Origin of the sequence: Mycolicibacterium sp. MU0053 (genome assembly GCF_963378095.1) — a bacterium.
GTDB classification, from domain to species: Bacteria; Actinomycetota; Actinomycetes; order Mycobacteriales; family Mycobacteriaceae; genus Mycobacterium; species Mycobacterium burgundiense.
This window is the reverse complement of sequence record NZ_OY726397.1, coordinates 2,551,967-2,574,235: the sequence shown is the minus strand read 5'-3', so window position 1 is coordinate 2,574,235 and position 22,269 is coordinate 2,551,967. Positions and strand designations below refer to the sequence as shown.

Annotated in this window: 21 protein-coding genes; 6 read left to right on the top strand and 15 right to left on the bottom strand. The window is 70.1% G+C overall.

Annotated elements, in window-relative coordinates; genetic code table 11:
• Positions 1 to 6 precede the first annotated feature (6 nt).
• Complete coding sequence (locus RCP80_RS11880) at positions 7 to 1,494, bottom strand: acetyl-CoA acetyltransferase (RefSeq protein WP_308482508.1); 1,488 nt, start codon at positions 1,492 to 1,494, stop codon at positions 7 to 9.
• Positions 1,495 to 1,567: 73 nt separating this feature from the next.
• Positions 1,568 to 3,916, bottom strand: coding sequence for a CaiB/BaiF CoA-transferase family protein (locus RCP80_RS11875; protein WP_308482507.1), 2,349 nt, complete (start codon positions 3,914 to 3,916; stop codon positions 1,568 to 1,570).
• A gap of 151 nt (positions 3,917 to 4,067) precedes the next feature.
• Here RCP80_RS11875 and RCP80_RS11870 point away from each other — a divergent pair, with 151 nt between their 5' ends.
• Positions 4,068 to 6,464, top strand: a complete 2,397-nt coding sequence (locus RCP80_RS11870; protein ID WP_308482506.1) for a phosphoketolase family protein — start codon at positions 4,068 to 4,070, stop codon at positions 6,462 to 6,464.
• A gap of 38 nt (positions 6,465 to 6,502) precedes the next feature.
• Positions 6,503 to 7,276, top strand: a complete 774-nt coding sequence (locus RCP80_RS11865) for a CPBP family intramembrane glutamic endopeptidase (RefSeq protein ID WP_308482505.1) — start codon at positions 6,503 to 6,505, stop codon at positions 7,274 to 7,276.
• 4 nt (positions 7,277 to 7,280) lie between these two features.
• Here RCP80_RS11865 and RCP80_RS11860 read toward each other — a convergent pair whose 3' ends face one another.
• Entirely contained in the window at positions 7,281 to 8,303 is a 1,023-nt protein-coding gene (locus RCP80_RS11860; RefSeq protein WP_308482504.1) for a zinc-binding alcohol dehydrogenase family protein, read from the bottom strand.
• A 114-nt stretch (positions 8,304 to 8,417) separates the two neighbouring features.
• Here RCP80_RS11860 and RCP80_RS11855 point away from each other — a divergent pair, with 114 nt between their 5' ends.
• The gene (locus RCP80_RS11855; RefSeq protein ID WP_308482503.1) at positions 8,418 to 9,419 is read left to right on the top strand and encodes an Acg family FMN-binding oxidoreductase; all 1,002 of its coding nucleotides are present in this window, start codon (positions 8,418 to 8,420) and stop codon (positions 9,417 to 9,419) included.
• Here RCP80_RS11855 and RCP80_RS11850 read toward each other — a convergent pair.
• From RCP80_RS11850 to RCP80_RS11835, 4 genes are all read right to left on the bottom strand, one after another.
• Positions 9,416 to 9,736 (bottom strand): GlsB/YeaQ/YmgE family stress response membrane protein, encoded by a 321-nt coding sequence (locus tag RCP80_RS11850; RefSeq protein ID WP_308482502.1) that lies wholly within the window; start codon positions 9,734 to 9,736, stop codon positions 9,416 to 9,418. The two genes, RCP80_RS11855 and RCP80_RS11850, sit on opposite strands and share 4 nt — an antisense overlap.
• A gap of 156 nt (positions 9,737 to 9,892) precedes the next feature.
• A complete protein-coding gene (locus tag RCP80_RS11845; protein WP_308482501.1) occupies positions 9,893 to 10,978 on the bottom strand; it encodes an alanine and proline-rich secreted protein Apa in 1,086 nt (361 codons plus the stop codon).
• 49 nt (positions 10,979 to 11,027) lie between these two features.
• Positions 11,028 to 12,164, bottom strand: a complete 1,137-nt coding sequence (locus RCP80_RS11840; protein ID WP_308482500.1) for a sulfate/molybdate ABC transporter ATP-binding protein — start codon at positions 12,162 to 12,164, stop codon at positions 11,028 to 11,030.
• The gene (locus RCP80_RS11835; protein WP_308482499.1) at positions 12,161 to 12,955 is read right to left on the bottom strand and encodes an ABC transporter permease; all 795 of its coding nucleotides are present in this window, start codon (positions 12,953 to 12,955) and stop codon (positions 12,161 to 12,163) included. Before RCP80_RS11835 ends, RCP80_RS11840 begins: the two co-directional genes overlap by 4 nt.
• A 218-nt stretch (positions 12,956 to 13,173) precedes the next feature.
• Here RCP80_RS11835 and RCP80_RS11830 point away from each other — a divergent pair, with 218 nt between their 5' ends.
• The 3 genes from RCP80_RS11830 to RCP80_RS11820 all read left to right on the top strand — a co-directional run bounded on the left by RCP80_RS11830 (position 13,174) and on the right by RCP80_RS11820 (position 16,259).
• Entirely contained in the window at positions 13,174 to 13,851 is a 678-nt protein-coding gene (locus tag RCP80_RS11830; RefSeq protein WP_308482498.1) for an SDR family oxidoreductase, read from the top strand.
• Positions 13,852 to 13,888: 37 nt separating this feature from the next.
• A complete protein-coding gene (locus RCP80_RS11825; RefSeq protein WP_308482497.1) occupies positions 13,889 to 14,806 on the top strand; it encodes an LLM class F420-dependent oxidoreductase in 918 nt (305 codons plus the stop codon).
• Between the two features lie 82 nt (positions 14,807 to 14,888).
• Entirely contained in the window at positions 14,889 to 16,259 is a 1,371-nt protein-coding gene (locus tag RCP80_RS11820) for a type II NADH:quinone oxidoreductase Ndh (RefSeq protein ID WP_308482496.1), read from the top strand.
• Positions 16,260 to 16,266: 7 nt separating this feature from the next.
• On the opposite strand, the gene RCP80_RS11815 is transcribed toward RCP80_RS11820, so the two are convergent.
• From RCP80_RS11815 to RCP80_RS11780, 8 genes are all read right to left on the bottom strand, one after another.
• Positions 16,267 to 16,911: an urease accessory protein UreD gene (locus RCP80_RS11815; protein ID WP_308482495.1), complete on the bottom strand. Its 645-nt coding sequence runs from the start codon at positions 16,909 to 16,911 to the stop codon at positions 16,267 to 16,269.
• Positions 16,911 to 17,594, bottom strand: coding sequence for an urease accessory protein UreG (gene ureG, locus RCP80_RS11810; RefSeq protein WP_308482494.1), 684 nt, complete (start codon positions 17,592 to 17,594; stop codon positions 16,911 to 16,913). The genes RCP80_RS11815 and ureG overlap by 1 nt, the downstream gene beginning before the upstream one ends.
• Positions 17,595 to 17,620: 26 nt before the next feature.
• A complete protein-coding gene (locus RCP80_RS11805) occupies positions 17,621 to 18,256 on the bottom strand; it encodes an urease accessory protein UreF (protein ID WP_308482493.1) in 636 nt (211 codons plus the stop codon).
• A 10-nt stretch (positions 18,257 to 18,266) separates the two neighbouring features.
• Positions 18,267 to 20,000 (bottom strand): urease subunit alpha, encoded by a 1,734-nt coding sequence (locus RCP80_RS11800; protein WP_308482492.1) that lies wholly within the window; start codon positions 19,998 to 20,000, stop codon positions 18,267 to 18,269.
• Positions 19,993 to 20,310, bottom strand: coding sequence for an urease subunit beta (locus tag RCP80_RS11795; protein WP_308482491.1), 318 nt, complete (start codon positions 20,308 to 20,310; stop codon positions 19,993 to 19,995). Before RCP80_RS11795 ends, RCP80_RS11800 begins: the two co-directional genes overlap by 8 nt.
• Positions 20,307 to 20,609 carry an urease subunit gamma gene (locus RCP80_RS11790; RefSeq protein WP_308482490.1) on the bottom strand — a complete coding sequence of 101 codons (303 nt, stop codon included), beginning with the start codon at positions 20,607 to 20,609 and terminating at the stop codon, positions 20,307 to 20,309. Before RCP80_RS11790 ends, RCP80_RS11795 begins: the two co-directional genes overlap by 4 nt.
• Positions 20,610 to 20,656: 47 nt before the next feature.
• Positions 20,657 to 21,067, bottom strand: coding sequence for a PaaI family thioesterase (locus tag RCP80_RS11785; protein ID WP_308482489.1), 411 nt, complete (start codon positions 21,065 to 21,067; stop codon positions 20,657 to 20,659).
• A gap of 132 nt (positions 21,068 to 21,199) precedes the next feature.
• Entirely contained in the window at positions 21,200 to 21,985 is a 786-nt protein-coding gene (locus RCP80_RS11780; protein WP_373693528.1) for an iron reductase, read from the bottom strand.
• Positions 21,986 to 22,269 lie beyond the last annotated feature (284 nt).

Below are 22,269 nucleotides of genomic sequence, written 5' to 3'. Positions count from 1 at the left end.
GCGGATCTACCGCAAGCTGGCCCTGCCGTCGGCCTCGACCTGGATCTTCGCCCCCGCAGGGTCAGCTCCATTGTCGTCGACCAGGCTCGCGGCCGCATCCGGATCGGCGATGACCGCCAGGACCCGCGATTCGTCGGGCGTGCGGACCGCGACAAACGCCTTCTCGGGCGCGCCGTCTCGACCGAACGGCACGGTCCACGTCTCCAGCGTGCCCACCCCCTCCCAGTCGACGACGCAGCGGCGGGTCGGTTCCGCATCGACGCTGGGCTGCACGTCCTCCCAGCGGAATCCGGCCGTCGGCGGCTCGGTGCTGTAGACGCCGAACGCGTGCTTGGTCAGATAGCCGCCGTTCGCCGTGATCAGGCCGCGCTTGCCGGGGGCGGCCACGAGGTGCTCGGCCATGGTCGCAATGGAGTGGGTGACGTAGTTGTTCCACGGCCCCCCGGCGAAGGTCAAACCGCCGGTGACGGTGAGCGGCCGGGCCGGATCGTCGATGGCGACGCCGATCTCGCTCGCGGCCACCTGCACCGCCGACGGGAAACACGAGTAGATGTCGATCAGGTCGATGTCATCGATGCCCAGACCGGCCAACTCCAACGCCCGCCCCGCACCGATCCGGATCGCCGGGGAACGGGCATAGTCCCAGCGTTCGGCAACCGAGTACGTGTCGTGAGCATCGGTACCCGCCCAGGGGAACACCCACCGCTCACGCGGGATCTGCAGTGCATCGGCCTTCTCGACCGAGGTGAGGATCAGCACCGCACCCTGGTCGACCATGTTGTTCGAGTTCAGCAGTTTGGTGTAGGGCCAGCTGATCATCCGATTGTCCGGGCCGGCCTGATAGATCTGCTCCGCCGTCCACGCCTTGTTGCTCCAGGCGTGCGGATTCTGTTGGGCCACTTCGTTGAACCGGGCCCACAGCTGGCCGATCTTGCGACGGTGCTCGTCCTGGCCCGTTCCCGCGGCGACGCGCAACGCCTCCTCGAACCACGGGTAGACGTGCGAGGGCAACGCCAGGCCGATGCGCTCCTGCGCGGGGCTGGACATCTCGACGGCGTCGTCGGCACCCGGCGGGATCGGCACAGACTCGTCCTGCTTGGTGAAGTCCGGCCGCACCCCGGCGGCCTTCATCCGCGCGCGGCTGCGCCAGGTCTCGGCGCCGGCGATCAGCACCACCTCGGCGGCACCGCTACCGATGTCCAGGCACGCCTGGTTGACCAGCGTCTGGGGCACGTTGCCGCCGACCCCGGTGTAGCGGGTGGCGGGGTTGTCGGCGCCGATCAGCTCACCGAGCGCCAGGCCCGGGTCGCGGTAGCGCCAGGACAGCAGGTTGACCACCCGGATGGCGTCCACGGCGGCCAACACCCGCGCGTCGGCCGCCGCCCGCGCCGCGGCGGCCATCAGCGCCACCGGCTCCTGCGGGTCGGGGGTGCCGTCGGGCTGGTTGACCTGGCCGTAGCCGACGAGTACCGGCGTTCTGGGATCCAGCGACATGGCAGAAATACCTTTCAAGGGAGGATTCGGAGATCAGACGGCGCGCTGCGCTAGGCCTGCGCGGTGATCGTGGTCAGGTGGGCACCCTCTCGCTGGTGCTGAACAGCACCCCGTCGGCCAGTAGCCGATCGATCCGATCGTCGTCGAATTCCAGGATGTCCCGGCAGATTTCCCGGGTGTGCTGGCCGGGCAGCGGCGCCGGACGGGTCAGCGCCGGGCCGATGTGGCGAAACGGTGCGGGTCCGGATTCGGCCGGCAGCTCCTGCTCGATCAGCGGGTGCGCCATCTGCCGATAGGTCTTGCGCGCGGTCAACTGGGGATCGCCCAGGACATCGGGGCGCCGATTCATCGGCGCCGCCGGCACGCCGGCGGCCTGCAGGGCTTCGGCCACCTCGGCCGGGGTCCGGGCTCGGGTCCAGTCCGCCCAACCCTCGGGCTCCCCCAGCACCGCGACCGCGGCGCGGCGGTCGGCCTCGTCGCGCAGCGAGATCACAGCCCACTCGTCGTCACCGAGGCACGGGTACACGCCGGCGGCGGCATCGCCGATCTCGACGGCCGCCGGAGCGTCCTGCAGCGCCCGCTGCTGGACGAACAGACTGTCGAGTTGGTTGATCCCCGCCTCGGCCTGCGAGACGTGGATGCGCGTGCCGGCGCCGGTGCCGGCCCGATGAATCAGCGCGGCCAGCGCGCCGATCGCGGTGATGCGCCCGACGATGTGGTCGGGGAAGACCGTCGTGGCGTCGTAGAACGGGTGCCGGCCGGTCTCGGCGGTCCCGTCCGGCGCGGTCCACAGGCTCGTCACGCCGGTGCTCGCGCGCACCAACGGGCCGTAGCCCATCCGGGTGCTCCACGGGCCGGTGTCGCCGAAGGCGCTGCTCTCGGCGAGTACGACGGCGGGATTGAGCTCACGCAGCCGTTCGTAGGGAAATCCCAGCCCGGCAAGGGTTCCGGGCTTGAAGTTGGCGAACACCGCATCGGAGCGGGCGACCAGTTCCGCGAAAACCTCGGCGCCGCCCGCGCTGCGCAATTCCAGCCCCAGGCCGAGACTGTTGCGGTGGGTCCACGCGAACGACTCGCTGAGGCGCTGACCCGGGCGGCCCTGCCGCAGCCCGTCCGGGAACTTGACGCTTTCGACCTTGATGACCTCGGCGCCCAGATCGCCGAACAGCCGGCTGGTTTCGCCGCCGGCGACGATGACGCCGAGATCCACGATGCGCAGGCCGGCAAACGGCAGGCCCGCCCGCTCGTCGCCCCGGCTGTCGATGGGTGCGTTCCGCACCGGCGGATGCGCCCACTCGCTCGGCCCGGCGCCGACCGCGGGGGCCGGGGCGCGGAATCCGAGGCGGACGCCGTCGGCGGTGTAGTAACCCACCGGCACCCGGGTGCGCACGCCGGGCACCAATTCGGTCTCGGTGAACGCGCCGACGGCCGCGAAGTGCTCCGAGTCGCTGACGTCGGACGGCTCCAGGACCGCGCCCACCGGGACACCGTAAGACTGTGCGGCAGCGGCGATCTCGTCCATGGTCATGGTCGCGAACAGGTCCGTCAGCAGCGCGCCGATCTCTTTCCAGGCCAGGAAGCGCTCGATGATGGTGTCGTACTTCGGATCCTGGAACTGTGCGGGTTCACCGAGCCAGGCGCGCAGGCCGTGCCATTGCCGCGGGGCCAGGACCACCATGCGCACGTAACCGTCGGCGCACGGCAGGATCGGGTAGGCGTCCTGATTGCGTGGCCGGCCCCGCCACTTCTCGGCACCGCCGGCGGCCGCGGCCTGTCCGTGTGATCCGAAGGGCGGGTCGAGCGCCAGCACGACCGCCTCGAACCGGGAGAAGTCGATGTAGTCGCCGCGCCCGGTGCGGAGCCGGTGGTAGTAGGCGACCAGCGTCGCCCAGGTGGCCTGCACGGCCGCGGTGGCCGAGGCGATCCCCTCCGGCGGCAGCACCGGGGTGCCCGTCGTGGGCCCGGATCGCGACAGCGCCGAGGACAGCGCGTACAGCACGGCGTCGGTGGCCTGCCAGTGTGCCCGCGGGCCGTCGGTGCCGAAGTCGGTCACCGACAGCGCCACCAGATGCTCGAACCGGTCGACGAGCGCCGCGCAGGAGGTGCCGTAGGCCGCGGCCTGTCCCGGAATGCCCGAATCGATGACGATGTCGGCGGCACCCGCCAACGCCAGCAACCGCGCCCGGTCGCCGTCCGCGGCGGGATCCAGCACCGTGCTGCCCTTGTTCGCGTTGTGCACCGCGAAGGCGATGCTGGTGCCCGCCAAGCGCGGCGCGGTGTGACGTGCCGGACTCCCGCCCGGCGGCTCGACCTTGATCACATCGGCCCCGAGATCGGCCAGGATCCGGCCCACGGCGTCCCCCGACCCGCAGGACAAATCGAGGACTCGCAGCCCCGCCAACAAAGATCTGTCGCCCGACATCGCACCTCAACTCTCGCTGTGCCAGCAACGATATCCGCACCAGTCGCCTCCCAACCAACCGGTGGGCAGTTAGTGGTTCCGGGTGAATGTTTCGCCGCATTCGCGGCCTCGGAGGTGTAGCGGGCGGTTGGATGGGGGAATGCCCGCGGACATGAGCCCCTGGAGCACCGCCCCCATCACCGAGCCGGACGAGCACACCCTGAGCCGGGTCGACCGGTGGTGGCGCGCCGCCAACTATCTGTCGGTGGGCCAGATCTACCTGTTGCGCAACCCGCTGCTGCGCACCCCGTTGACTGCCGACGACGTCAAACCCCGGTTGTTGGGCCACTGGGGCACCACGCCCGGGCTGAACTTCCTCTACGCCCACCTCAACCGGGTGATCGGCGAACGCGCGCAATCGACCATCTACGTCACCGGCCCCGGGCACGGCGGGCCCGGCCTGGTCGCCAACTCCTACCTCGACGGCACCTACTCCCAGCTCTACCCGGACGTCACCGAGGACGAGGAGGGCCTGCGCCGCCTGTTCCGCCAGTTCTCCTTCCCCGGCGGCATCCCGTCCCACGTGGCACCGGAGGTACCGGGGTCCATCCACGAGGGCGGGGAGCTCGGCTACGCCCTCTCGCACGCCTACGGCGCGGCGTTCGACAATCCCGACCTGCTGGTCGCGGCCGTCATCGGCGATGGCGAGGCCGAAACGGGTGCGTTGGCGACCAGCTGGCACTCCAACAAGGTCGCCAACCCGCGCTCCGACGGCGTCGTGCTGCCCATCCTGCATCTCAACGGCTACAAGATCGCCAATCCGACGGTGTTGGCCCGGATCCCGGAGGAGGAACTGCGCAGCCTGATGATCGGCTACGGCCACCACCCGTATTTCTTCGAGGTGACCGACGACGCCGCTGACCACGCCGACGCCCACCGCCGGTTCGCGATGCTGCTCGACGAGGTGCTCAACGAGATCGCCGCGATCAAGGCCCGCGCCGCCGCCGGCGACGAGGATCGGCCGCGCTGGCCGATGATCGTGTTCCGGACGCCGAAGGGCTGGACGGGCCCGGCCACCATCGACGGCAAGAAGACCACCGGATCGTGGCGCGCGCACCAGGTTCCGCTCTCCAACGCCCGCGACACCCCCGAACATCTCGCGGTGCTCGCCGACTGGCTGGGATCCTATCGTCCCGAGGAGTTGTTCGACGCCGACGGCAGACTCGAGGCCGACATCGCCGAGTTGGCGCCGCCGGGCCCGCTGCGGATGAGCGACAACCCGCACGCCAATGGCGGACTGCTGCTCAAGGACCTGCGCCTGCCCGACTTCCGCACGTTCGGCGTCGACGTTCCCGCGCCGGGGGCCACGGTCGCCGAGGCCACCCGGGTGCTCGGCCAGTGGTTGGCCGAGGTGGTGCGGCTCAACCCGGACAACTTCCGGATCTTCGGGCCCGACGAGACGGCGTCCAACCGGCTGCAGGCCGTCTATGCGGCCACCGACAAGCAGTGGAACGCCGAACTGCTGGGCCCGGAGGTCGACGAGCACCTCGCCCGGGTCGGGCGCGTCGTCGAGATGTTGTCCGAACATCAGTGCCAGGGCTGGCTGGAGGGTTACCTGCTGACCGGCCGGCACGGCATGTTCAATTGCTACGAGGCCTTCATCCACATCGTGGACTCGATGTTCAACCAGCACGCCAAGTGGCTGAAGGTCACCAACCACATCCCGTGGCGTCGTCCCGTCGCGAGCCTGAATTACCTGCTGTCGAGCCATGTCTGGCGCCAGGACCACAACGGGTTCTCCCACCAGGACCCGGGTTTCATCGACCATGTGGTCAACAAGAGCGCCAACGTGGTGCGGGTGTATCTGCCCCCGGACGCCAACACGCTGCTGTCCACCTACGACCACTGCCTGCGCTCGCGGCAGTACGTCAACGTGGTGGTCGCCGGCAAGCAGCCCGCGCCCAACTACCTGACCATGGCGCAGGCCGTCGCGCACTGCACCCGCGGCCTCGGCATCTGGGACTGGGCCGGCACCGAAGAACTCGGCACCGATCCCGACGTCGTGCTCGCCGCCGCCGGCGATGTTCCGACCCTGGAGGCGCTGGCCGCGGCGGACCTGCTGCGCGCCCGGCTCCCCGACCTGCGGGTGCGGTTCGTCAACGTCGTGGACCTGATGCGGTTGCAGGACCGCACCGAACATCCGCACGGGTTGCCGGCCCGGGAATTCGATCAGATCTTCACTCGCGACAAGCCGATCATCTTCGCCTATCACGGCTATCCGTGGCTGATTCATCGACTGACCTACCGCCGGACCGGACATCCGAATCTCCATGTCAGAGGCTACAAAGAGGAAGGCACCACCACCACGCCGTTCGACATGGTGATGCTCAACGATCTCGACCGCTACCACCTGGTGATGGATGTCATCGATCGGGTGCCGGCGCTGCAGTCGACCTGCGCGACCCTGCGGCAGGAGATGGCCGACATGCGAATCGCGGCCCGCGACTACACCCGCGAGCACGGCGAGGACATCCCCGAGGTCCGTAATTGGGCCTGGCCCGCGGACTGACCTGGGACGACGTCATGCGCGGGTACGCTGATCCGGTTATGTCTTTTCCAAGCGCGGCGGCTGCCCCCGCTGAGGCGCCACATCCACTGCTCGTGCAGTTGGCGGCACTGAACCAGTTCCGCGTCTACGTGGATATCGCCGTCGTGGTCGTCGTGCTCGCGTTGACCAACTTGATCGCGCACTTCACCACTCCGTGGGCCAACATCGCGACCGTCCCGGCGGCGGCAGTCGCCCTGCTGGTGCTGGTGCGAGCCAGCGGGCTGGGCTGGGCGGAGTTGGGCCTGGGCCGTGAGCATTGGAAATCGGGTCTCGGCTACGCCCTGGCCGCGGTGACCGTGGTCGGGTTGGTCATCGTGGTCGGCGTGCTACTGCCGATGACGCGGCCGCTGTTCCTCAACAACAACTACGCGACGCTCTCGGGTGCGCTGATCGCCTCCATGGTCATCATCCCGCTGCAGACCGTCATTCCCGAAGAACTGGCGTTCCGTGGCGTCCTGCAGGGCGCGCTGACCCGGGCCTGGGGTTTCCGTGGTGTGGCGGCGGGTGGTTCGTTGTTGTTCGGGCTGTGGCACATCGCCACCTCTATGGGGTTGACCGCGAGCAACGTGGGCTTCACCCGACTGTTCGGCGGCGGCGTCGTGGGGATGCTCGTCGGCGTGGTCGGGGCGGTGCTGGTCACCGCGGCCGCGGGGTTCGTCTTCACCTGGCTGCGCAACCGCAGCGGCAGCATCATCGCGCCGATCGCGCTGCATTGGTCGTTGAACGGCATGGGCGCGTTGGCGGCCGCCCTGGTCTGGCACGCGACCGTCTGAATCCCTAGGGGAGCAGGACCGCCGCACCCGACACCCGGCCGTCGGCCAGATCGGCGAGCGCACGATCGGCGGCCGCCAGCGGATACCGCGCTGTCGTCACGTTGATCCGGTGCCGGCCGGCGAACTCCAGAAACTCCCGGGCATCGGCGCGGGTGTTGGAGCTCACCGATCGGATCTGGCGCTCCTGGAACAGGTGCTGCTGGTAGTTCAGCGCCGGGATGTCGCTCAGATGGATGCCGGCGATCGCGAGCGTGCCGCCCCGGTCGAGCGCCGCGAGGGCGGCCGGAACGAGGTCGCCTACCGGCGCGAACAGAATCGCGGAGTCCAGGTGCACCGGCGGCGGGTCCGCGGCGCCCTGCGCCGAGGCCGCACCCAACGACAGCGCCAACTCACGGGCCGCGGCCCCGCGCGTCATCACGTGCACCTCGGCCCCTTGCGCCAGCGCAACCTGGGCGGTGAGGTGCGCGCTGCCACCGAATCCGTAGATGCCCAGCCGGCCGCGTGCCGGCAGCTGCGCCCGCAGCAGCGAGCGATACCCGATGATCCCGGCGCACAGCAGCGGCGCCAGCTCGGTGTACTGATATCCGGTCGGCAGCCGGAGCGCGAACTCGGCTGGGACCGTGGCGAATTCGGCGTAACCGCCATCGGCGTCCCAGCCGGTGTATTTCGAATGTGGACACAGGTTCTCGCGGCCGGCTGCGCAGAAGCGGCACCGACCACAGGTGTGGCGCAGCCAGGCGATCCCGACCCGGTCCCCCACGGCGAAACCGCCGCCCGTGTCCGGGCCCGTCTCGACCACCTCCCCCACCACCTCATGACCGGGGATCACCGCCGGCCGGTGCACCGCCAGATCACCCTCGGCGACATGCAGATCGGTTCGGCAGACCCCGCACGCGCGCACGGCCACCAGCAGCTCTGCGGGACCGGGTCGGGGCACGTCGGCCGTGACGGCCCGCAGCGGCGCGGTCGGCATCGGACCGGGCGCGTGCACTCGCCACGCCCGCATCGTCGATCGCGCCACCACCATGTCCCCATCGTCTCCCGCGGGCGTGTCTCGGACCGGTCGATTGGGGACCAATGTCCCGGATCGGGGGACCATCGCACGGTGGCGCCCCGACCGCTCCGGTGCCACGCTGGGTTCATGGATACCCAGCTTCCGGACGAGGCCACGATCCTGGCCGCCCTCGCGTTGGCCGTCCGGGCGCCGTCGATCCACAACACGCAACCGTGGGCCTGGCGGATCGGCGATGCCGCCGTGCAGCTCTACGCCGACTCCGAACGCCACCTGCCGCACACCGACCCCGCGCGACGCGATCTGATGCTGAGCTGCGGTGCCGCCCTGCAGCACTTGACCGTCGCGCTGGCGGCCCTGGGCTGGCAGACCCAGGTGCGTCGGCTGCCCAATCCCGCTGAACCCGATCACCTGGCCAGCGTGGAGATCTGCGGACCCGGCGGCAGCCAACAGGACATCGCGCTGGCCGCCGCGATCCCCCGGCGGCGCACCGATCGGCGGGTGTACAGCTCGTGGCCGGTGCCGGCCGGGGACATCGCCTTGATGGCGTCCCGCGCGGCGCGCAGCGGCGTGATGCTGCGGCAGGTGGAGTCGCCGGCCCGACTGGCCGCCGTGGTCGCCGGGGCCGTGCACGAGCACTCCCAGGACGTCGGGTACCTCACCGAGCTGTCGATGTGGAGCGGGCGCTACGGGGCGGTCGCGGGGGTGCCCGCCAGGAACACCCCGGACACCGCGCGCAATTCCCCCCTGCCGGGGCGCGTGTTCGCCTCCCCCGCGTTGGCCCAACCGACCGGAGCGGCCGCGGATCTGGACGCGGGGGTGGTGCTCGCGCTGGGCACTGCCACCGATGATCCGGTCTCGGTGCTGCGGGCCGGGGAGGCCACCGCGCTGGTGTTGCTGACCGCGACGGCGCTGGGCCTGTCGAGCTGCCCCGTCACCGAGCCGCTGGAGCTGCCGTCCACCCGGGACCTGGTGCGCACGACGGTGTTGGACCGGGACTGTGTGCCGCAGATGCTGCTACGGGTGGGCTGGGCACCGTTGAACGCCGACCCGTTGCCGGCGACTGCCCGCCGGCCGCTGACCGAAGTGGTGCGGCGGCTCGACGGGACGCCGATCGGACAGTTTGGCTAGGCCCGACGGACCTTGCCGAGAATCCAGAGCAGCAGCACCGCGCCGAGAATCGCGGTGAACAGCGTGAACCACCAACCGCCGCCCGCGGTGTCCAGGAAGAAGCTCAGCAGGAAGCCGCCGATGAGGGCACCGGCGATACCTACCACGATGTTCATCAAGATGCCCGAACCGCTGCCCTTGACGATCTTTCCGGCGATCCAACCAGCGATCGCGCCGATGATGATGTAGCCGATCCAGCCCACGCTTGTCAGCGTCGATGAGCGGGCCAAGATATCGACGGCTCCCGAGGCCATATTCGTGACGAGCGTTGCATCCATCTTGGTCTCCTCGTGTCATCTCGGCCCCGCGAGAACGGGACCTTTGCTCAGATATACCTGGTCTTGGTAACGATTGGGCCGGCAAACGGGGAACGAATGGCGAAACCCCGACCCGGCCAGTGGCCGGATCGGGGTTTCGTCGTTGCGCGAGGCGGATTACGCCGGCGGCATCATCTCGGGCACCGGTTCCTGCACCGGGACCGGGACGCCGACCTCGCTCCGGCCGGGCACCGGTGCCGGAGCGTTCGGATCCGCGGGCGGTGGCGGCGGCGCATTCGGGTCCGCCGGGGCCGGAGCCGGGGCGTTGGGATCGGCCGGCGGCGGTGGCGGCGGGGCCGGCGGAGTCCACTGCCGGATCGAGTTCGCCAGGGCCTGCGCGGCTTCCTTGTTGACCGGGTCGTTCGAGGTACCCAGCCACACCACGAACCAACGCTCGTTGCGCTGGCCGCGCGGCGCGTTCGGGGCCGCGTCGCCCACCACGCCGGCCCAGATCTGTCCGTCGGGCTTGCTGGTGTCGGTGAACTTCACCTCGTAGTACGACGCCGATCCGGGCATGCCGTCCGCGTTCAGCGGGACGGTCTCCTGATTGAGACGCGTCCCGGCGAACGGCATGAAGAACTCGCCCATGTCGGAGGCCAGTCGCGTGGCGGCCTTCTCGTTGTCGGGCTCGGCGCCGGCGAACAGCTTCAGGTCCAGCCGGCCCAGCAGGATGCTGGTGTCGGTGGCCGCGGGAGCCGGCTCGCCCGGAGCGACCGGCGGCAGCTCCTTGGTCAGCAGCGCCTGTCCGTAGTTCAGCCGGCTCGCATCGCCGACGACCCAGCCCTCCGGCACGACATAGCTGAACCCGCCCGCGGCGTTGTCCACGCGGCCCGGCTCGGGCGCCGGCGGGGCGGCGGGATCAGCGGCCGGCGCGTTCGGGTCCGCGGGCGGTGGCGGCGGCGCGTTCGGGTCTGCCGGCGGTGGCGGCGGCGCGTTCGGGTCCGCGGGCGGTGGCGGCGGCGCGTTCGGATCTGCCGGCGGTGGCGGCGGCGCGTTCGGGTCCGCCGGCGGCGGTGGCGGCGGCGCGTTCGGGTCCGCCGGCGGAGCCTCAGTGCCCGGCGGCGGGGGCGGCGGCACGGGGTCGGCGTAGGCCAACCCCCCTGGCAACATCAGCGTGACGGCACCGAGACCAGCGGCCGTGGCCACCGCCAGCGTCGTCCGCAGGCCTTTGCGCTGCTTCGAATTGAGGTCCGGCTGACTCATGGCGACGAACCTACCGTGTTACGGCCGTGACGCAAGTGCGACTTGCTTACTATGCATCGCCGAATTCTTCGCGAGTGGCCTCGTGCGCCCCTGACCGCCGCTGCGCGGCGTGAATGCCGATTTCCTGAGCCTTGACGGCGAACCAGACCTCGGCGCCGGGCACGAGGCGAAGCTCGGCGGCGCCGTCGGCGGTGACATCGGCGGCCAGCCCGGGGGCGCCGTCGGCCTGGGTCTGCGCCCGTACGCGAATCGCGGACCCGCCGGCGCCCAGTTCGGCCACGGTCAGTGCCACCACGTTGCGCGGGCTGCCCTGCGGCCGCCGGGGGTAGACGGCCACCGCGGCGGGCGCGAACAACGCCACCGCGGGCCCGCCGACGGCCACGTCGGGCGCGGCCCGCCCGTGCCACCGCCGACCGTCGGGCGTCACCAGCACCGCATCGTCGGCCGCGCGGGATTCCAGCGTCCCGTGCACCAGGTTCAACCCCGCGATGCGCGCGGCGAACGCACTGCGCGGCGCCGCGAGCACCTCGGGCACCGAGCCGGCTTCGACGACCCGGCCGGCCTCGAGCACCAGGACCCGGTCCGCCAACGTGAGGACGTCGAGCACGTCATGGGTCACCAACACCGTCGCGTGTTCGGCCGCGGCGAGCACCCGGCGCAGCAACGACCGGATGGTCGCGGCGACTCCGACGTCCAGGCCCGCCATCGGCTCGTCGAGCAGCAGCACCTCGGGCCGACCGGCCAGCGCCCGGGCAATCGCGATGCGCTGGGCCTGACCGCCGGAGAGCTGATGGGGCTTGCGCGCGGCGAGCGCGCTGGCCTCCACCTCCTGCAGCCATCGGCCGGCCAGCTCCCGCGCCGCGCGGCGCGACTGGTGCGAGCGGGCCGCGAACGCGACGTTGCCGATCACGTCGAGATGCGGGAACAGCAGCGGGTCCTGCAGCAGCAATCCGACGCGACGGGCGTGGGTGGGCACGAACACACCGCGTTCGGTGTCGGTCAACACCCGCGGCCCGACCCGGACCGTCCCGACGTCGGGGTGCACCACCCCGGCCATCACGTGCAGCACGGTCGACTTGCCCGCGCCGTTGGGACCGAGCAGCGCCACCACCTCGCCGGCGGCAATGTCGAGCCCGATGTCGAGACCGCGGGCCTCGACCCGGGCCCGCACCGCCACACCCGTCACCGTCGCCACCCGCCGCTGAGTTGCCGGGCGCCGACCCCGACCACGATCACCGCGGCGACGGCCACCAACAGCATCGACAGCGCGACCGCCGATTCCGCATCCGTCTCGCGTTGCAGATAGATCTCCAGCGGCAACGTTCGAGTGACGCCCTCCCGCGACCCGGCGAAGGTCAGGGTGGCGCCGAACTCGCCGAGGGCTCGGGCGAAGGCCAGCACGGCTCCGGACACCAGGCCGGGCAGCAGCAGCGGCAGCGTGACCCGCCACCACACCCGGCTCGGCGGGGCCCCCAGTGTCGCGGCGACCAGTTCGTGGTCGGTGCCGGCGGTGCGGGCCGCACCCTCCAGCGACACCACCAGGAATGGCAGCGAGACGAACGTCTGCGCCAGCACCACGGCAAGGGTGGTGAAGGCGATCCGCAGTCCGGCCGCGTCCAGATACTGCCCCAGCAGCCCGACCCGGCCGAAGGTGTAGAGCAGCGCGATCCCGCCGACCACCGGCGGCAGCACCAACGGCAGCAGCACCAGCGGACGCAGCCAGCGCATCACCCGGGCGTCACCGCGGGCCAACACCAACGCCATCGGCACACCCAGCACGATGCAGGCCAGCGTGCTCGCGGTGGCGGTCCTGAGACTCAATCCCAACGCCGTCCGCGACGACTCGCTGCTGACCAGCGACCAGAAGTTCGGCCAATCCACGGTCAACGACATCGCCAGAAGCGGCAGCACCACCAGCACCGTCCCGACCGCGGCGGGGACATAGACCCAGCGCGGCACGCCGGTGGTCGAGTTCACGGGGCGCCGCGGTGAGCGTCGGTGGCGCGCCCACCTGCGCAATCGACACCGATCGCGGACCAGGGCATGCGCGCGATCCTATGCGGCCCGGGCCGGGCGTAGCGCAGCTGTGTCGGGATCGCGGCCGCGTCGAGTTTCGCCACCTAGCTACTGTCCAGTAACATTGCTGAGGATCACCGCCGTCATGCGCGGAGATCCCAGGCACGACAGGAGAGGTCATGGCGATGGAGGTGCTGGTTACCGGCGGAGACACCGAATTGGGCCGCGCGGTGGCCGAAGGCTTCCGCGACGCTGGACACAACGTGGTTATCTCCGGGGCCCGAAGCGACGAACTCGAAATCGCCGCCAAGGAACTCGAGATCGATTGCATCGTGTGCGACCCGACCGACCCGGCGAATCTGGCCGAGACCCGGGCCCTGTTCCCGCATCATCTCGACACCATCGTCAACGTGCCCGCACCCTGGTACGCGGCGGGCGACCCGCGCACGTACTCGGCCGCCGAACACGCGATGGCCTGGCACAACGCCCTGGACGCCACCGTGCTGGCGCCCGTGCTGACGCTGCAGACCATCGGCGATCACCTCCGCTCTGGCGGCTCGATCGTCAGCGTCGTACCGGAGACACCGCGCGACGGCAGCGCCGCCTCGGCCATCAAGGCCGCCCTGGCCGACTGGACCGCCGGACAAGCCGCGCAGTGGGGCACCCGCGGCATCACCGTCAACCTCGTCGCCACCGGCCGCGGTACCGAACCCGGTTACGAGGGCCTGTCGACTCCGCCACCTTCGGTGGCCGCCGAAATCACCCGGCTCGCGTTGTTCCTGACCACCCCGGCGGCGCGGCACATCACCGGGCAGACCCTGCATGTCAGCAGCGGCGTGCCGGCCCACTTCGGCTGACGCTGCTGCCATGCCACGCACTGAGTAGGGTCGAGCTGTGACGATCAAACTCGGCTACCAAATCCCCAAGTTCTCGGACGACAACGGCGTCGAACGGCTGTTCCCCACCGTCCTCACGCAGGCGCAGGAAGCCGACGACGCCGGGTTCGACGCGGTGTTCGTGATGGACCACTTCTACCAACTGCCGATGCTCGGCGCCCACGACCAACCGATGCTCGAGGCCTATACCGCACTGGGCGCATTGGCGACGGCAACCAAGAACGTGCAGTTGGGCACCCTGGTCACCGGCAACACCTACCGCAACCCGACGCTGCTGGCCAAGGCCATCACGACCCTCGACGTCGTCAGCGCGGGCCGCGCGGTGCTGGGCATCGGCACCGGCTGGTTCGAGCTCGAACACGAGCAGCTCGGATTCGATTTCGGCACCTTCACCGAGCGGTTCAACAAGCTCGGCGAGGCGCTGCAGATCATCCTGCCGATGCTCGCCGGCGAGCGGCCGACCTTCAGCGGCGAGTACTACCGGACGACCGACGCGGTGGCCAACCCGCGCTACCGCGATCACATCCCGCTGCTGATCGGCGGCAGCGGTGAGAAGAAGACGATCCCGTTGGCGGCCCAGCATTTCGACCACCTCAACCTCATCACCTCGTTCGACCAGTTGCCGCACAAGCTCGATGTGGTCCGGCGCCGCTGCGAGGAAATCGACCGGGACCCGGCGACGCTGGAGACCAGCACGCTGCTCACGGTGATCGTCGACGAAAAGGGCACGGTCGATGCGCTGCCCGAGGCCATCCGGGGCAACACGGTCATCGGCAGTCCCGAGGCCATCGCCGACCAGATCAAGACCAATGTTTTCGACGCCGGCGTCGACGGCATCATCTTCAACCTGCCGTTCTATGTCCCCGGTGTCCTCGCCGACGTCGCCGCGGCGGTGAAAAAGGTCATGCCGAACTGACCGACGCCCCCGCGCGGTCGCCGAGCCCACCCAGCTACGGTGGAGATGTAGTACCGATGTGTCCCTTGTCGAGGAGCCAATAGTGAGCCATCCCGGAGCAACTCCCTCCGATCGGCATAAGGTCGTCATCATCGGATCAGGGTTCGGCGGCCTGACCGCCGCCAAGAAGCTCAAGCGCGCCGATGTCGACGTCAAGCTGATCGCCAAAACCACCCACCACCTGTTTCAGCCGCTGCTGTATCAGGTGGCGACGGGCATCATCTCCGAAGGAGAGATCGCCCCACCCACCCGGTTGATCCTGCGCAAGCAGCGCAACGCGCAGGTGCTGCTCGGCGAGGTCACGCATATCAACCTCGAGCATCAGACCGTCGACTCGGTGCTGCTCGGCCACACCTACCGCACGCCGTATGACACCCTGATCGTGGCGGCCGGCGCGGGGCAGTCCTACTTCGGCAACGACCACTTCGCCGAGTGGGCGCCCGGGATGAAGTCCATCGACGACGCGCTGGAACTGCGGGGCCGCATCCTCGGCACGTTCGAACAGGCCGAGCGCTCCAGCGACCCCGTCCGCCGGTCCAAACTGCTGACGTTCGTGGTGGTCGGCGGCGGTCCGACGGGCGTCGAAATGGCCGGTCAGATCGCCGAATTGGCCGATGACACGCTGCGCGGCGCGTTCCGCCACATCGACCCGACCGAGGCGCACGTCGTCCTCATCGAAGGTGCCGACCAACTGCTGCCGCCGATGGGCCCGAAACTCGGTAAGAAGGCCCAGGACCGGCTGGAGAAGATGGGCGTCGAGGTGCAACTCAACGCCATGGTCACCGATGTGGACCGCAACGGGCTGGTGGTCAAGTACACCGACGGCTCCACCAAGCGCATCGAATCGGCCTGCAAGGTCTGGTCGGCCGGGGTGTCGGCCAGCCCGCTGGGTCGGGACCTGGCCAACCAGTCCGGAGTGGAACTGGACCGGGCCGGCCGGGTGAAGGTGCTGCCGGACCTGAGCATCCCAGGACATCCGAATGTGTATGTCGTCGGCGACATGATGGCCGTCGAAGGGGTCCCGGGGCAGGCGCAGGGCGCGATCCAGGGCGGCAAGTACGTGGCCAACCTGATCAAGGGCGAACTCGACGGCGCCGATCCGGGCGCCCGCGAGCCGTTCTCCTACTTCGACAAGGGCTCCATGGCCACGGTGTCGAAGCACTCGGCGGTGGCCAAGATCGGCAAGCTCGAGTTCGGTGGATACATCGCGTGGTTGGCGTGGCTGTTCCTGCACCTGATCTATCTCGTCGGGTTCAAGACCAAGCTCGCCACGCTGCTGTCGTGGGCCACGACCTTCCTCGCCCGTCAGCGCGGTCAGTTGACGATCACCGAGCAGCAGGCCTTCGCCCGCACCCGGATCGAGCAACTCGAGGAGATCGCGGCCTCGGTCGACAACGAAAAGGCCGCCAGCTAGCGCACTTTCAACCCTGGCCCGGTAGTGCGTCACCCTGCCAGGTGCGCAGCACTCCCCCGGCCGCCAAAGCCAGCACGGTGGCGTCCCCGCCGGGGTGCTGCGGGTCGGTCGGGAAGCACAGTTCGCTGACCGCGGCCCGCGGCGCCGCCAGTGCGTCGTCGGCCACCGATCCGGCGCCGAGTTCCACCCGGTGCCGCAGCAGCGGCCGGCACTCGACGTCGGCGTGCGTCGCCGAACTCCAATATCCGTGCCGCTCACCGGATCTGCCGACCTGGACGCGTTCCCGCAACCGCAGCGCTCCCGCACTCCCGATCCGCACGGCCACCACGGCGTGGTGCTCGGCGCCGCCGGCGACGATCATCGGTTCCAGGTCGACGTCGAGTTCACCGTCGACGTCCAACTCCAGCCGGGACCGCGATACGCGGATCGCCGGCCCGGGCAACGCGATGGTGGCTGCGACACTGCGTAACCGGAGCACCGCGCCGGGTTCGACGATCACCTGCACCGTGATGGTGTCCCCACCCAGCGGGGTGGCCGCCGAGGAGACCAGGTGTACGGTGTGCTCGCCGGTGTTCCGTGCGACGATGCCGCCACGGGACTCGATGTGCGGCAACCTTTCCCGGCGGGCAACCACCAGGACGCGGGAGTCCATCAGGACGCGGCGACCGGGCTGCCGAGTTGGTCGCGGACCCAGCTCAGCACCGGCGCCGCCGACGGGTCCTCGGTCAGGCTGATCAGCATGGTGGGCCGGCCCTGCCGGACCGCGGCCGCGTCGCGGCGCATCACCTCGAGATCGGCGCCCACCAGCGGCGCCAGGTCGGTCTTGTTGACCACCAACAGATCCGAGAACGTCACGCCGGGCCCACCCTTGCGCGGCACCTTGTCCCCGCCGGCCACATCCACGACGAAGATCTGCGCATCCACCAGCCCCGAGGAGAAGGTGGCGGTCAGGTTGTCGCCGCCGGATTCCACCAGGATCAGATCGAGTCGGTCGTGCGCGGCGCGCAGATCGTCGATGGCATCGAGATTCGCGGTGATGTCGTCGCGGATCGCGGTGTGCGGGCAGCCGCCGGTCTGCACGGCAGCGATCCGGTCCGCCGGCAATACCGCGTGGCGGCGCAGGAAGTCGGCATCCTCGGTGGTGTAGATGTCGTTGGTGAGCACCGCCAACGACAGCTCGCCGCGCAGTTGTCGACACAGCGCGGCCACCAGCGCGGTCTTGCCCGAACCCACCGGCCCGCCGACCCCGATGCGCAGCGGCTCCCCGGGTTCGCGCACGCGGCGCGGGCGGTCGACATGGGCGTGTGGCTGGCCGTCGAGCAGATGTGGCGGCATGGGGATTCCTTACGGGCGGCGGGACATCAGGACACGAACAGCGGGCGGTCGCGGTCGGCGTGACGCTGGGCCAGCACATCGAGCAGCGGGTCCGACAGCTCCGCCGGACCTTCGGTCGCGGCGGCGGCGGTGCTTTCACACAGGTCGGCCAGCTCGAAGGTGAGCGCCGCAACGTCGGCCGGGTCCAGCGCGAGCAGTCGCTGCGCGGCCGTCGCCGATCCGGTCATCGTGGTGTACACCAACGCCAGTGCGGTGTGCGCCGGGCTCAGCCCGGCGGCGCGCCCCACCATGGCGGCCACGATCGCCACATGCGGTTCGCGCCCCAGCGCGGTCCAGTCCTGCTGCGGCCACACCCGGCGGGCCAGCCGCAACAGGCCGCGGCCCTGGCTGCGCGACGCCGCCCGGGCGGCCGGCGAGGGTGTGCGGGCGTCGATTTCGGCGTCGGCCCGCTCCGGTGACCACGCGGCGGTCTGGGTGACCACCGCCAGCGACGCGGTGACCAGACCGTGCGTGCGGATCCGGCGGCGCAGATAGGCCGCCAGGGTCGGTATCCCGGTGACGAGGCCGCCGGTGATGGCCTCCTCGACGCCGCCGGAGTGCACGTGGCCGCCGCTGGGCAGCCGGGAGTCGGCGAGGGCCAGCAGCGTGGTCAGATTGGTCATGGCGGGGCCGTCAGAACAGGAAATAGCGTTGCGCCATGGGCAGTTCGGTGGCCGGCTGTTCCTGCCAGACCTCGCCGTCGATGCGGACCGTGAAGGTGTCCGGCTCGACCTCGATCACCGGGGTCGCGTCGTTGTTGGCCATGTCGGCCTTCCCCACGTGCCGGACATTCTTGACCGCGGCCAGCCGGCGGCGCACATCGATGCGCTCGGCCAACCCGTCCTCGATGGCCTGCGGGCCAACGAAGTGCACCGAGGTCGCCGCGGCGGCCGCCGGCGCGGCGCCGAACATCGGCCGCGGCAGCACCGGCTGCGGAGTGGGAATCGAGGCGTTGGCATCGCCCATCGCGGCCCAGGCGATCATGCCGCCCTTGAGCACCGCGTGCGGGCGCACCCCGAAGAAGGCCGGCTCCCAGAGCACCAGGTCGGCGAGCTTGCCCACCTCGATCGAACCGACCTCGGCGTCGAGTCCGTGCGCGACCGCCGGGCAGATGGTGTATTTGGCCACGTAGCGGCGCGCCCGGTGGTTGTCGTTGCCGGCGGCGCCGGACGGGTCGCCGGGCAGCGCGCCGCGGCGGCGCTTCATCACGTGGGCGGTCTGCCAGGTCCGCATCACCACCTCGCCGATCCGGCCCATCGCCTGCGCGTCGCTGCCGATCATCGAGATCGCCCCGAGGTCGTGCAGCAGGTCCTCGGCGGCGATCGTGGACGGGCGAATACGGCTCTCGGCGAACGCCAGATCCTCGGCGACGCTGGACTTGAGGTGGTGGCACACCATCAACATGTCGAGGTGCTCGTCGAGGGTGTTGACCGTGTGGGGCCGCGTCGGATTGGTCGAACTCGGCAGCACATGGGGCTCGGATGCCACGGTGATGATGTCCGGCGCGTGGCCGCCGCCGGCCCCTTCGGTGTGATAGGCGTGGATGGACCGGCCCCTGATCGCGGCCAGGGTGTCCTCGACGAAGCCCATTTCGTTGAGGGTGTCGGTGTGGATGGCGGCCTGAACGCCGGCGGCGTCGCACACCGTCAGGCACGCGTCGATGGCCGCCGGTGTGCTGCCCCAGTCCTCGTGCAGTTTGAATCCGGCTGCACCGCCGCGCAATTGCTCCCACATGCCCTCGGAGCTGACGGTGTTGCCCTTGCCGAGCAGCGCGATGTTCAGTGGCCAGCTGTCCAGCGATTCGAGCATGCGGGCCAGGTGCCAGGCCCCGGGGGTGACCGTGGTGGCCTTGCTGCCCTCGGCCGGCCCGGTGCCGCCGCCGATGATCGTGGTGATGCCGCCGCCCAACGCCTCGGCCATGATCTGCGGGCAGATCAGGTGCACATGACAGTCGATGGCGCCGGCGGTGACGATGCGGCCGTTGCCGGCGATGATCTCGGTCGAGGGACCCACCACCAGGTCGGGGTGCACCCCCGACATGATGTCGGGATTGCCCGCCTTGCCGATGGCGACGATCCGACCGTCCCGTATCCCGATGTCGGCCTTGATGATTCCCCAGTGGTCGAGGATGACGGCGCCGGTGATCACGGTGTCGGGGGCGCCGTCGGCGCGGGTGGCCCGGCCCTGACCCATCGATTCCCGCAACACCTTGCCGCCGCCGAAGACGGCCTCGTCGCCGGCGCGACCCGGTCCGCCACTGCGGTCCTCGGTGATCTCGATGAGCAGATCGGTGTCGGCCAGCCGGATGCGATCGCCGACGGTGGGGCCGAACAGATCGGCGTAGCGCCGCCGGGACAGCTCAGCCATCGCCGGTCAGCCTTCCCGGCGGATCGAGCGTGAGTCCGTGGACCTCGCGCGCGCCCCGCAATCCGACCAGCGCTACCCGCCGGGTCACGCCGGGCTCAAAGCGCACCGCGGTGCCGGCGGCGATGTCGAAGCGGAAGCCGCGGGCGGCGTCGCGATCGAACGACAGCGCCGAATTCGCCTGGGGCAGATGCACATGGCTGCCCACCTGAATGGGGCGGTCGCCGGTGTTGACGATGTCGAGTTCGAGTCGCCGGGCGCCGGCGTTGATCTCGACGCCGCCGGCCGCGAGCAGGATCTCCCCCGGGATCATGTGATCGGGTGGTGGACGGTCACCAGTTTGGTGCCGTCCGGGAACGTCGCCTCGACCTGCACATCCTGCAGCATCTCCGGAATTCCCGCCATGACGTCGTCGCGGGTGAGCACCTCGGTGCCGCTGACCATCAACTCGGCGACGGTGCGGCCGTCGCGGGCACCTTCGAGCAGATGGTCGGTGATGACCGCGACCGCCTCCGGATGGTTGAGCTTGAGGCCGCGGGCCCGGCGCCGGCGCGCCAGCTCGGCGGCATACGACAGCAGCAGTCGGTCTTGCTCATGCGGTGTCAGGCGCATAACGGGGAATACTGCCACGGCCGAACGCATCCGGCAGCACGCACGCGTCAGCCGTCGAGGTTCTGCAACCGGACCTGACCGCGCGCGACCACCCGGTCTTTTTCGTCGCGGATGGTCACGATCCACAGCTGCTGACGTCGGCCCCGGTGCAGCGGTTCGGATTCCGCGTAGACCGTGCCCGCGGAGATGGCGCGCAGGAAGTCGGTGTTGTTGTTGACGCCGACGACGTTGCCGCCGCCGTGTTCGGCCAGCCACACGAACGCCGAGGTGCTCGCGACGGACTCGACGATCGCGCAGTAAACCCCGCCGTGCACGATGCCCATCGGTTGCAGCAGCGTCGGCTTCACCTCGAGTTGCGCCGAGATTCCGTCGGGCGTGACATCGGTGAAGACCAGGCCCAGTTCGTTGTCAAAGGGTGACCCGTAACCGTCCGGGAACCCTGCGGGTGATTGTTGCACCGTTCTTGTCTACACCGTGCCGTCCCGGAATGCGGCGAGCCCCGCGCCACAAGTGGCACGGGGCTCGCCTTCGATGGACCGGGGGTCTCTGCAGCCCTCAGGACTCCGGCGCGGTCCGTTAGCTCATGGTGATCAGGATAGGCAAGGCTGCCCTAATTTCGCAAGACCTTCCCGCCGACCGAGGTCGCGAAACTGGCGGCGCTGAACGGCCGCGGTTCCCCGCAACGCCGACTGGCCGCGCACCGGCAGCCCGAAGCCCACCAGCGCGTCCAATACGGCCTGCCCGCGTCGCATCCCGACGACCTCGCTCGAGCCGGCCAGCTGCGGCACCTGGGTGGCCGCGACCACGATCGCGGTGCCCACGGTGTGCCACATCGCGGCGACGCTGACCGCGCCACCGCTGACGCGGTGCAACCGGGCGAACAGCGGCGCCAGGGTGCGATGGCAGCGATGGGCGATCCAGGTGGCCAAGGCGGCCTCGCTGGGCAGCTCCACCACGCCTTCGGCCGGGCGGACGGTTCCCGCACACGGATCCTCGGGCAACACCCGCAGCGTCGGATCCACCACGCCCAGCCAGTCGATGGCGCCCTCGGAATCGACGTGCACCCACAGGTTTTCCAGCCCGGTGTCCCAGGCCCGGCCCTCCAGCACCACCAGCGCCACCACACGGCCGATCACCGCGTGGGCCAGGGTGGCGGCCAGCTGCTGCGCGGCCGCGGTGCGACTGTCCATCTCCATGGCAGCGGCGTGGAACATCAGCTCGAGGCGCTCGCCGTTGAGCGCCGAGGCCAGCGGCCACCACCGTCGCCTGGACACATCGGCCATCACGGCGACGCCGTAGACCCGCGGGCACTCCGGGTACAGGTTCCGGAGCCGGCGGCTGGACTCATGGAGCGGCAGTACGCAGCGGATCTCCATCCCCGCGATCAGCGGGTCGTCGACTACAGCGGTCACAGCACCTCCTTCATATGGTTAGGTAAGCCTAACCATAAAAGCACGTGCGGCCCGCGGTGCAAACCTGTGACCGCTCTCACACGAAGGAGCTGCGACCCGGATGGCCGACAGTATTACCTGGACAAGCCGCCTTTCCGCGGTCCCGCCGGTTTCTTCTGCGGCTGCCGTCCGCGGCAACCGGGACACACATACGACGCTGGGTAGTAAACGCAGGTACGCTAACGGCATCGCTGACGGAGACGAACGGA

Coding starts and splice junctions, on each gene's coding strand:
- RCP80_RS11845 (WP_308482501.1), bottom strand. CDS start 10,978: ATGAGTCAGCCGGACCTCAATTCGAAGCAGCGCAAAGGCCTGCGGACG.
- RCP80_RS11805 (WP_308482493.1), bottom strand. CDS start 18,256: ATGACCAATCTGACCACGCTGCTGGCCCTCGCCGACTCCCGGCTGCCC.
- RCP80_RS11865 (WP_308482505.1), top strand. CDS start 6,503: ATGTCTTTTCCAAGCGCGGCGGCTGCCCCCGCTGAGGCGCCACATCCA.
- RCP80_RS11815 (WP_308482495.1), bottom strand. CDS start 16,911: ATGGACTCCCGCGTCCTGGTGGTTGCCCGCCGGGAAAGGTTGCCGCAC.
- RCP80_RS11800 (WP_308482492.1), bottom strand. CDS start 20,000: ATGGCTGAGCTGTCCCGGCGGCGCTACGCCGATCTGTTCGGCCCCACC.
- RCP80_RS11855 (WP_308482503.1), top strand. CDS start 8,418: ATGGATACCCAGCTTCCGGACGAGGCCACGATCCTGGCCGCCCTCGCG.
- RCP80_RS11875 (WP_308482507.1), bottom strand. CDS start 3,916: ATGTCGGGCGACAGATCTTTGTTGGCGGGGCTGCGAGTCCTCGATTTG.
- RCP80_RS11830 (WP_308482498.1), top strand. CDS start 13,174: ATGGCGATGGAGGTGCTGGTTACCGGCGGAGACACCGAATTGGGCCGC.
- RCP80_RS11880 (WP_308482508.1), bottom strand. CDS start 1,494: ATGTCGCTGGATCCCAGAACGCCGGTACTCGTCGGCTACGGCCAGGTC.
- RCP80_RS11790 (WP_308482490.1), bottom strand. CDS start 20,609: ATGCGCCTGACACCGCATGAGCAAGACCGACTGCTGCTGTCGTATGCC.
- ureG (WP_308482494.1), bottom strand. CDS start 17,594: ATGCCGCCACATCTGCTCGACGGCCAGCCACACGCCCATGTCGACCGC.
- RCP80_RS11780 (WP_373693528.1), bottom strand. CDS start 21,985: ATGGAGATCCGCTGCGTACTGCCGCTCCATGAGTCCAGCCGCCGGCTC.
- RCP80_RS11860 (WP_308482504.1), bottom strand. CDS start 8,303: ATGGTGGTGGCGCGATCGACGATGCGGGCGTGGCGAGTGCACGCGCCC.
- RCP80_RS11850 (WP_308482502.1), bottom strand. CDS start 9,736: ATGGATGCAACGCTCGTCACGAATATGGCCTCGGGAGCCGTCGATATC.
- RCP80_RS11870 (WP_308482506.1), top strand. CDS start 4,068: ATGAGCCCCTGGAGCACCGCCCCCATCACCGAGCCGGACGAGCACACC.
- RCP80_RS11795 (WP_308482491.1), bottom strand. CDS start 20,310: ATGATCCCGGGGGAGATCCTGCTCGCGGCCGGCGGCGTCGAGATCAAC.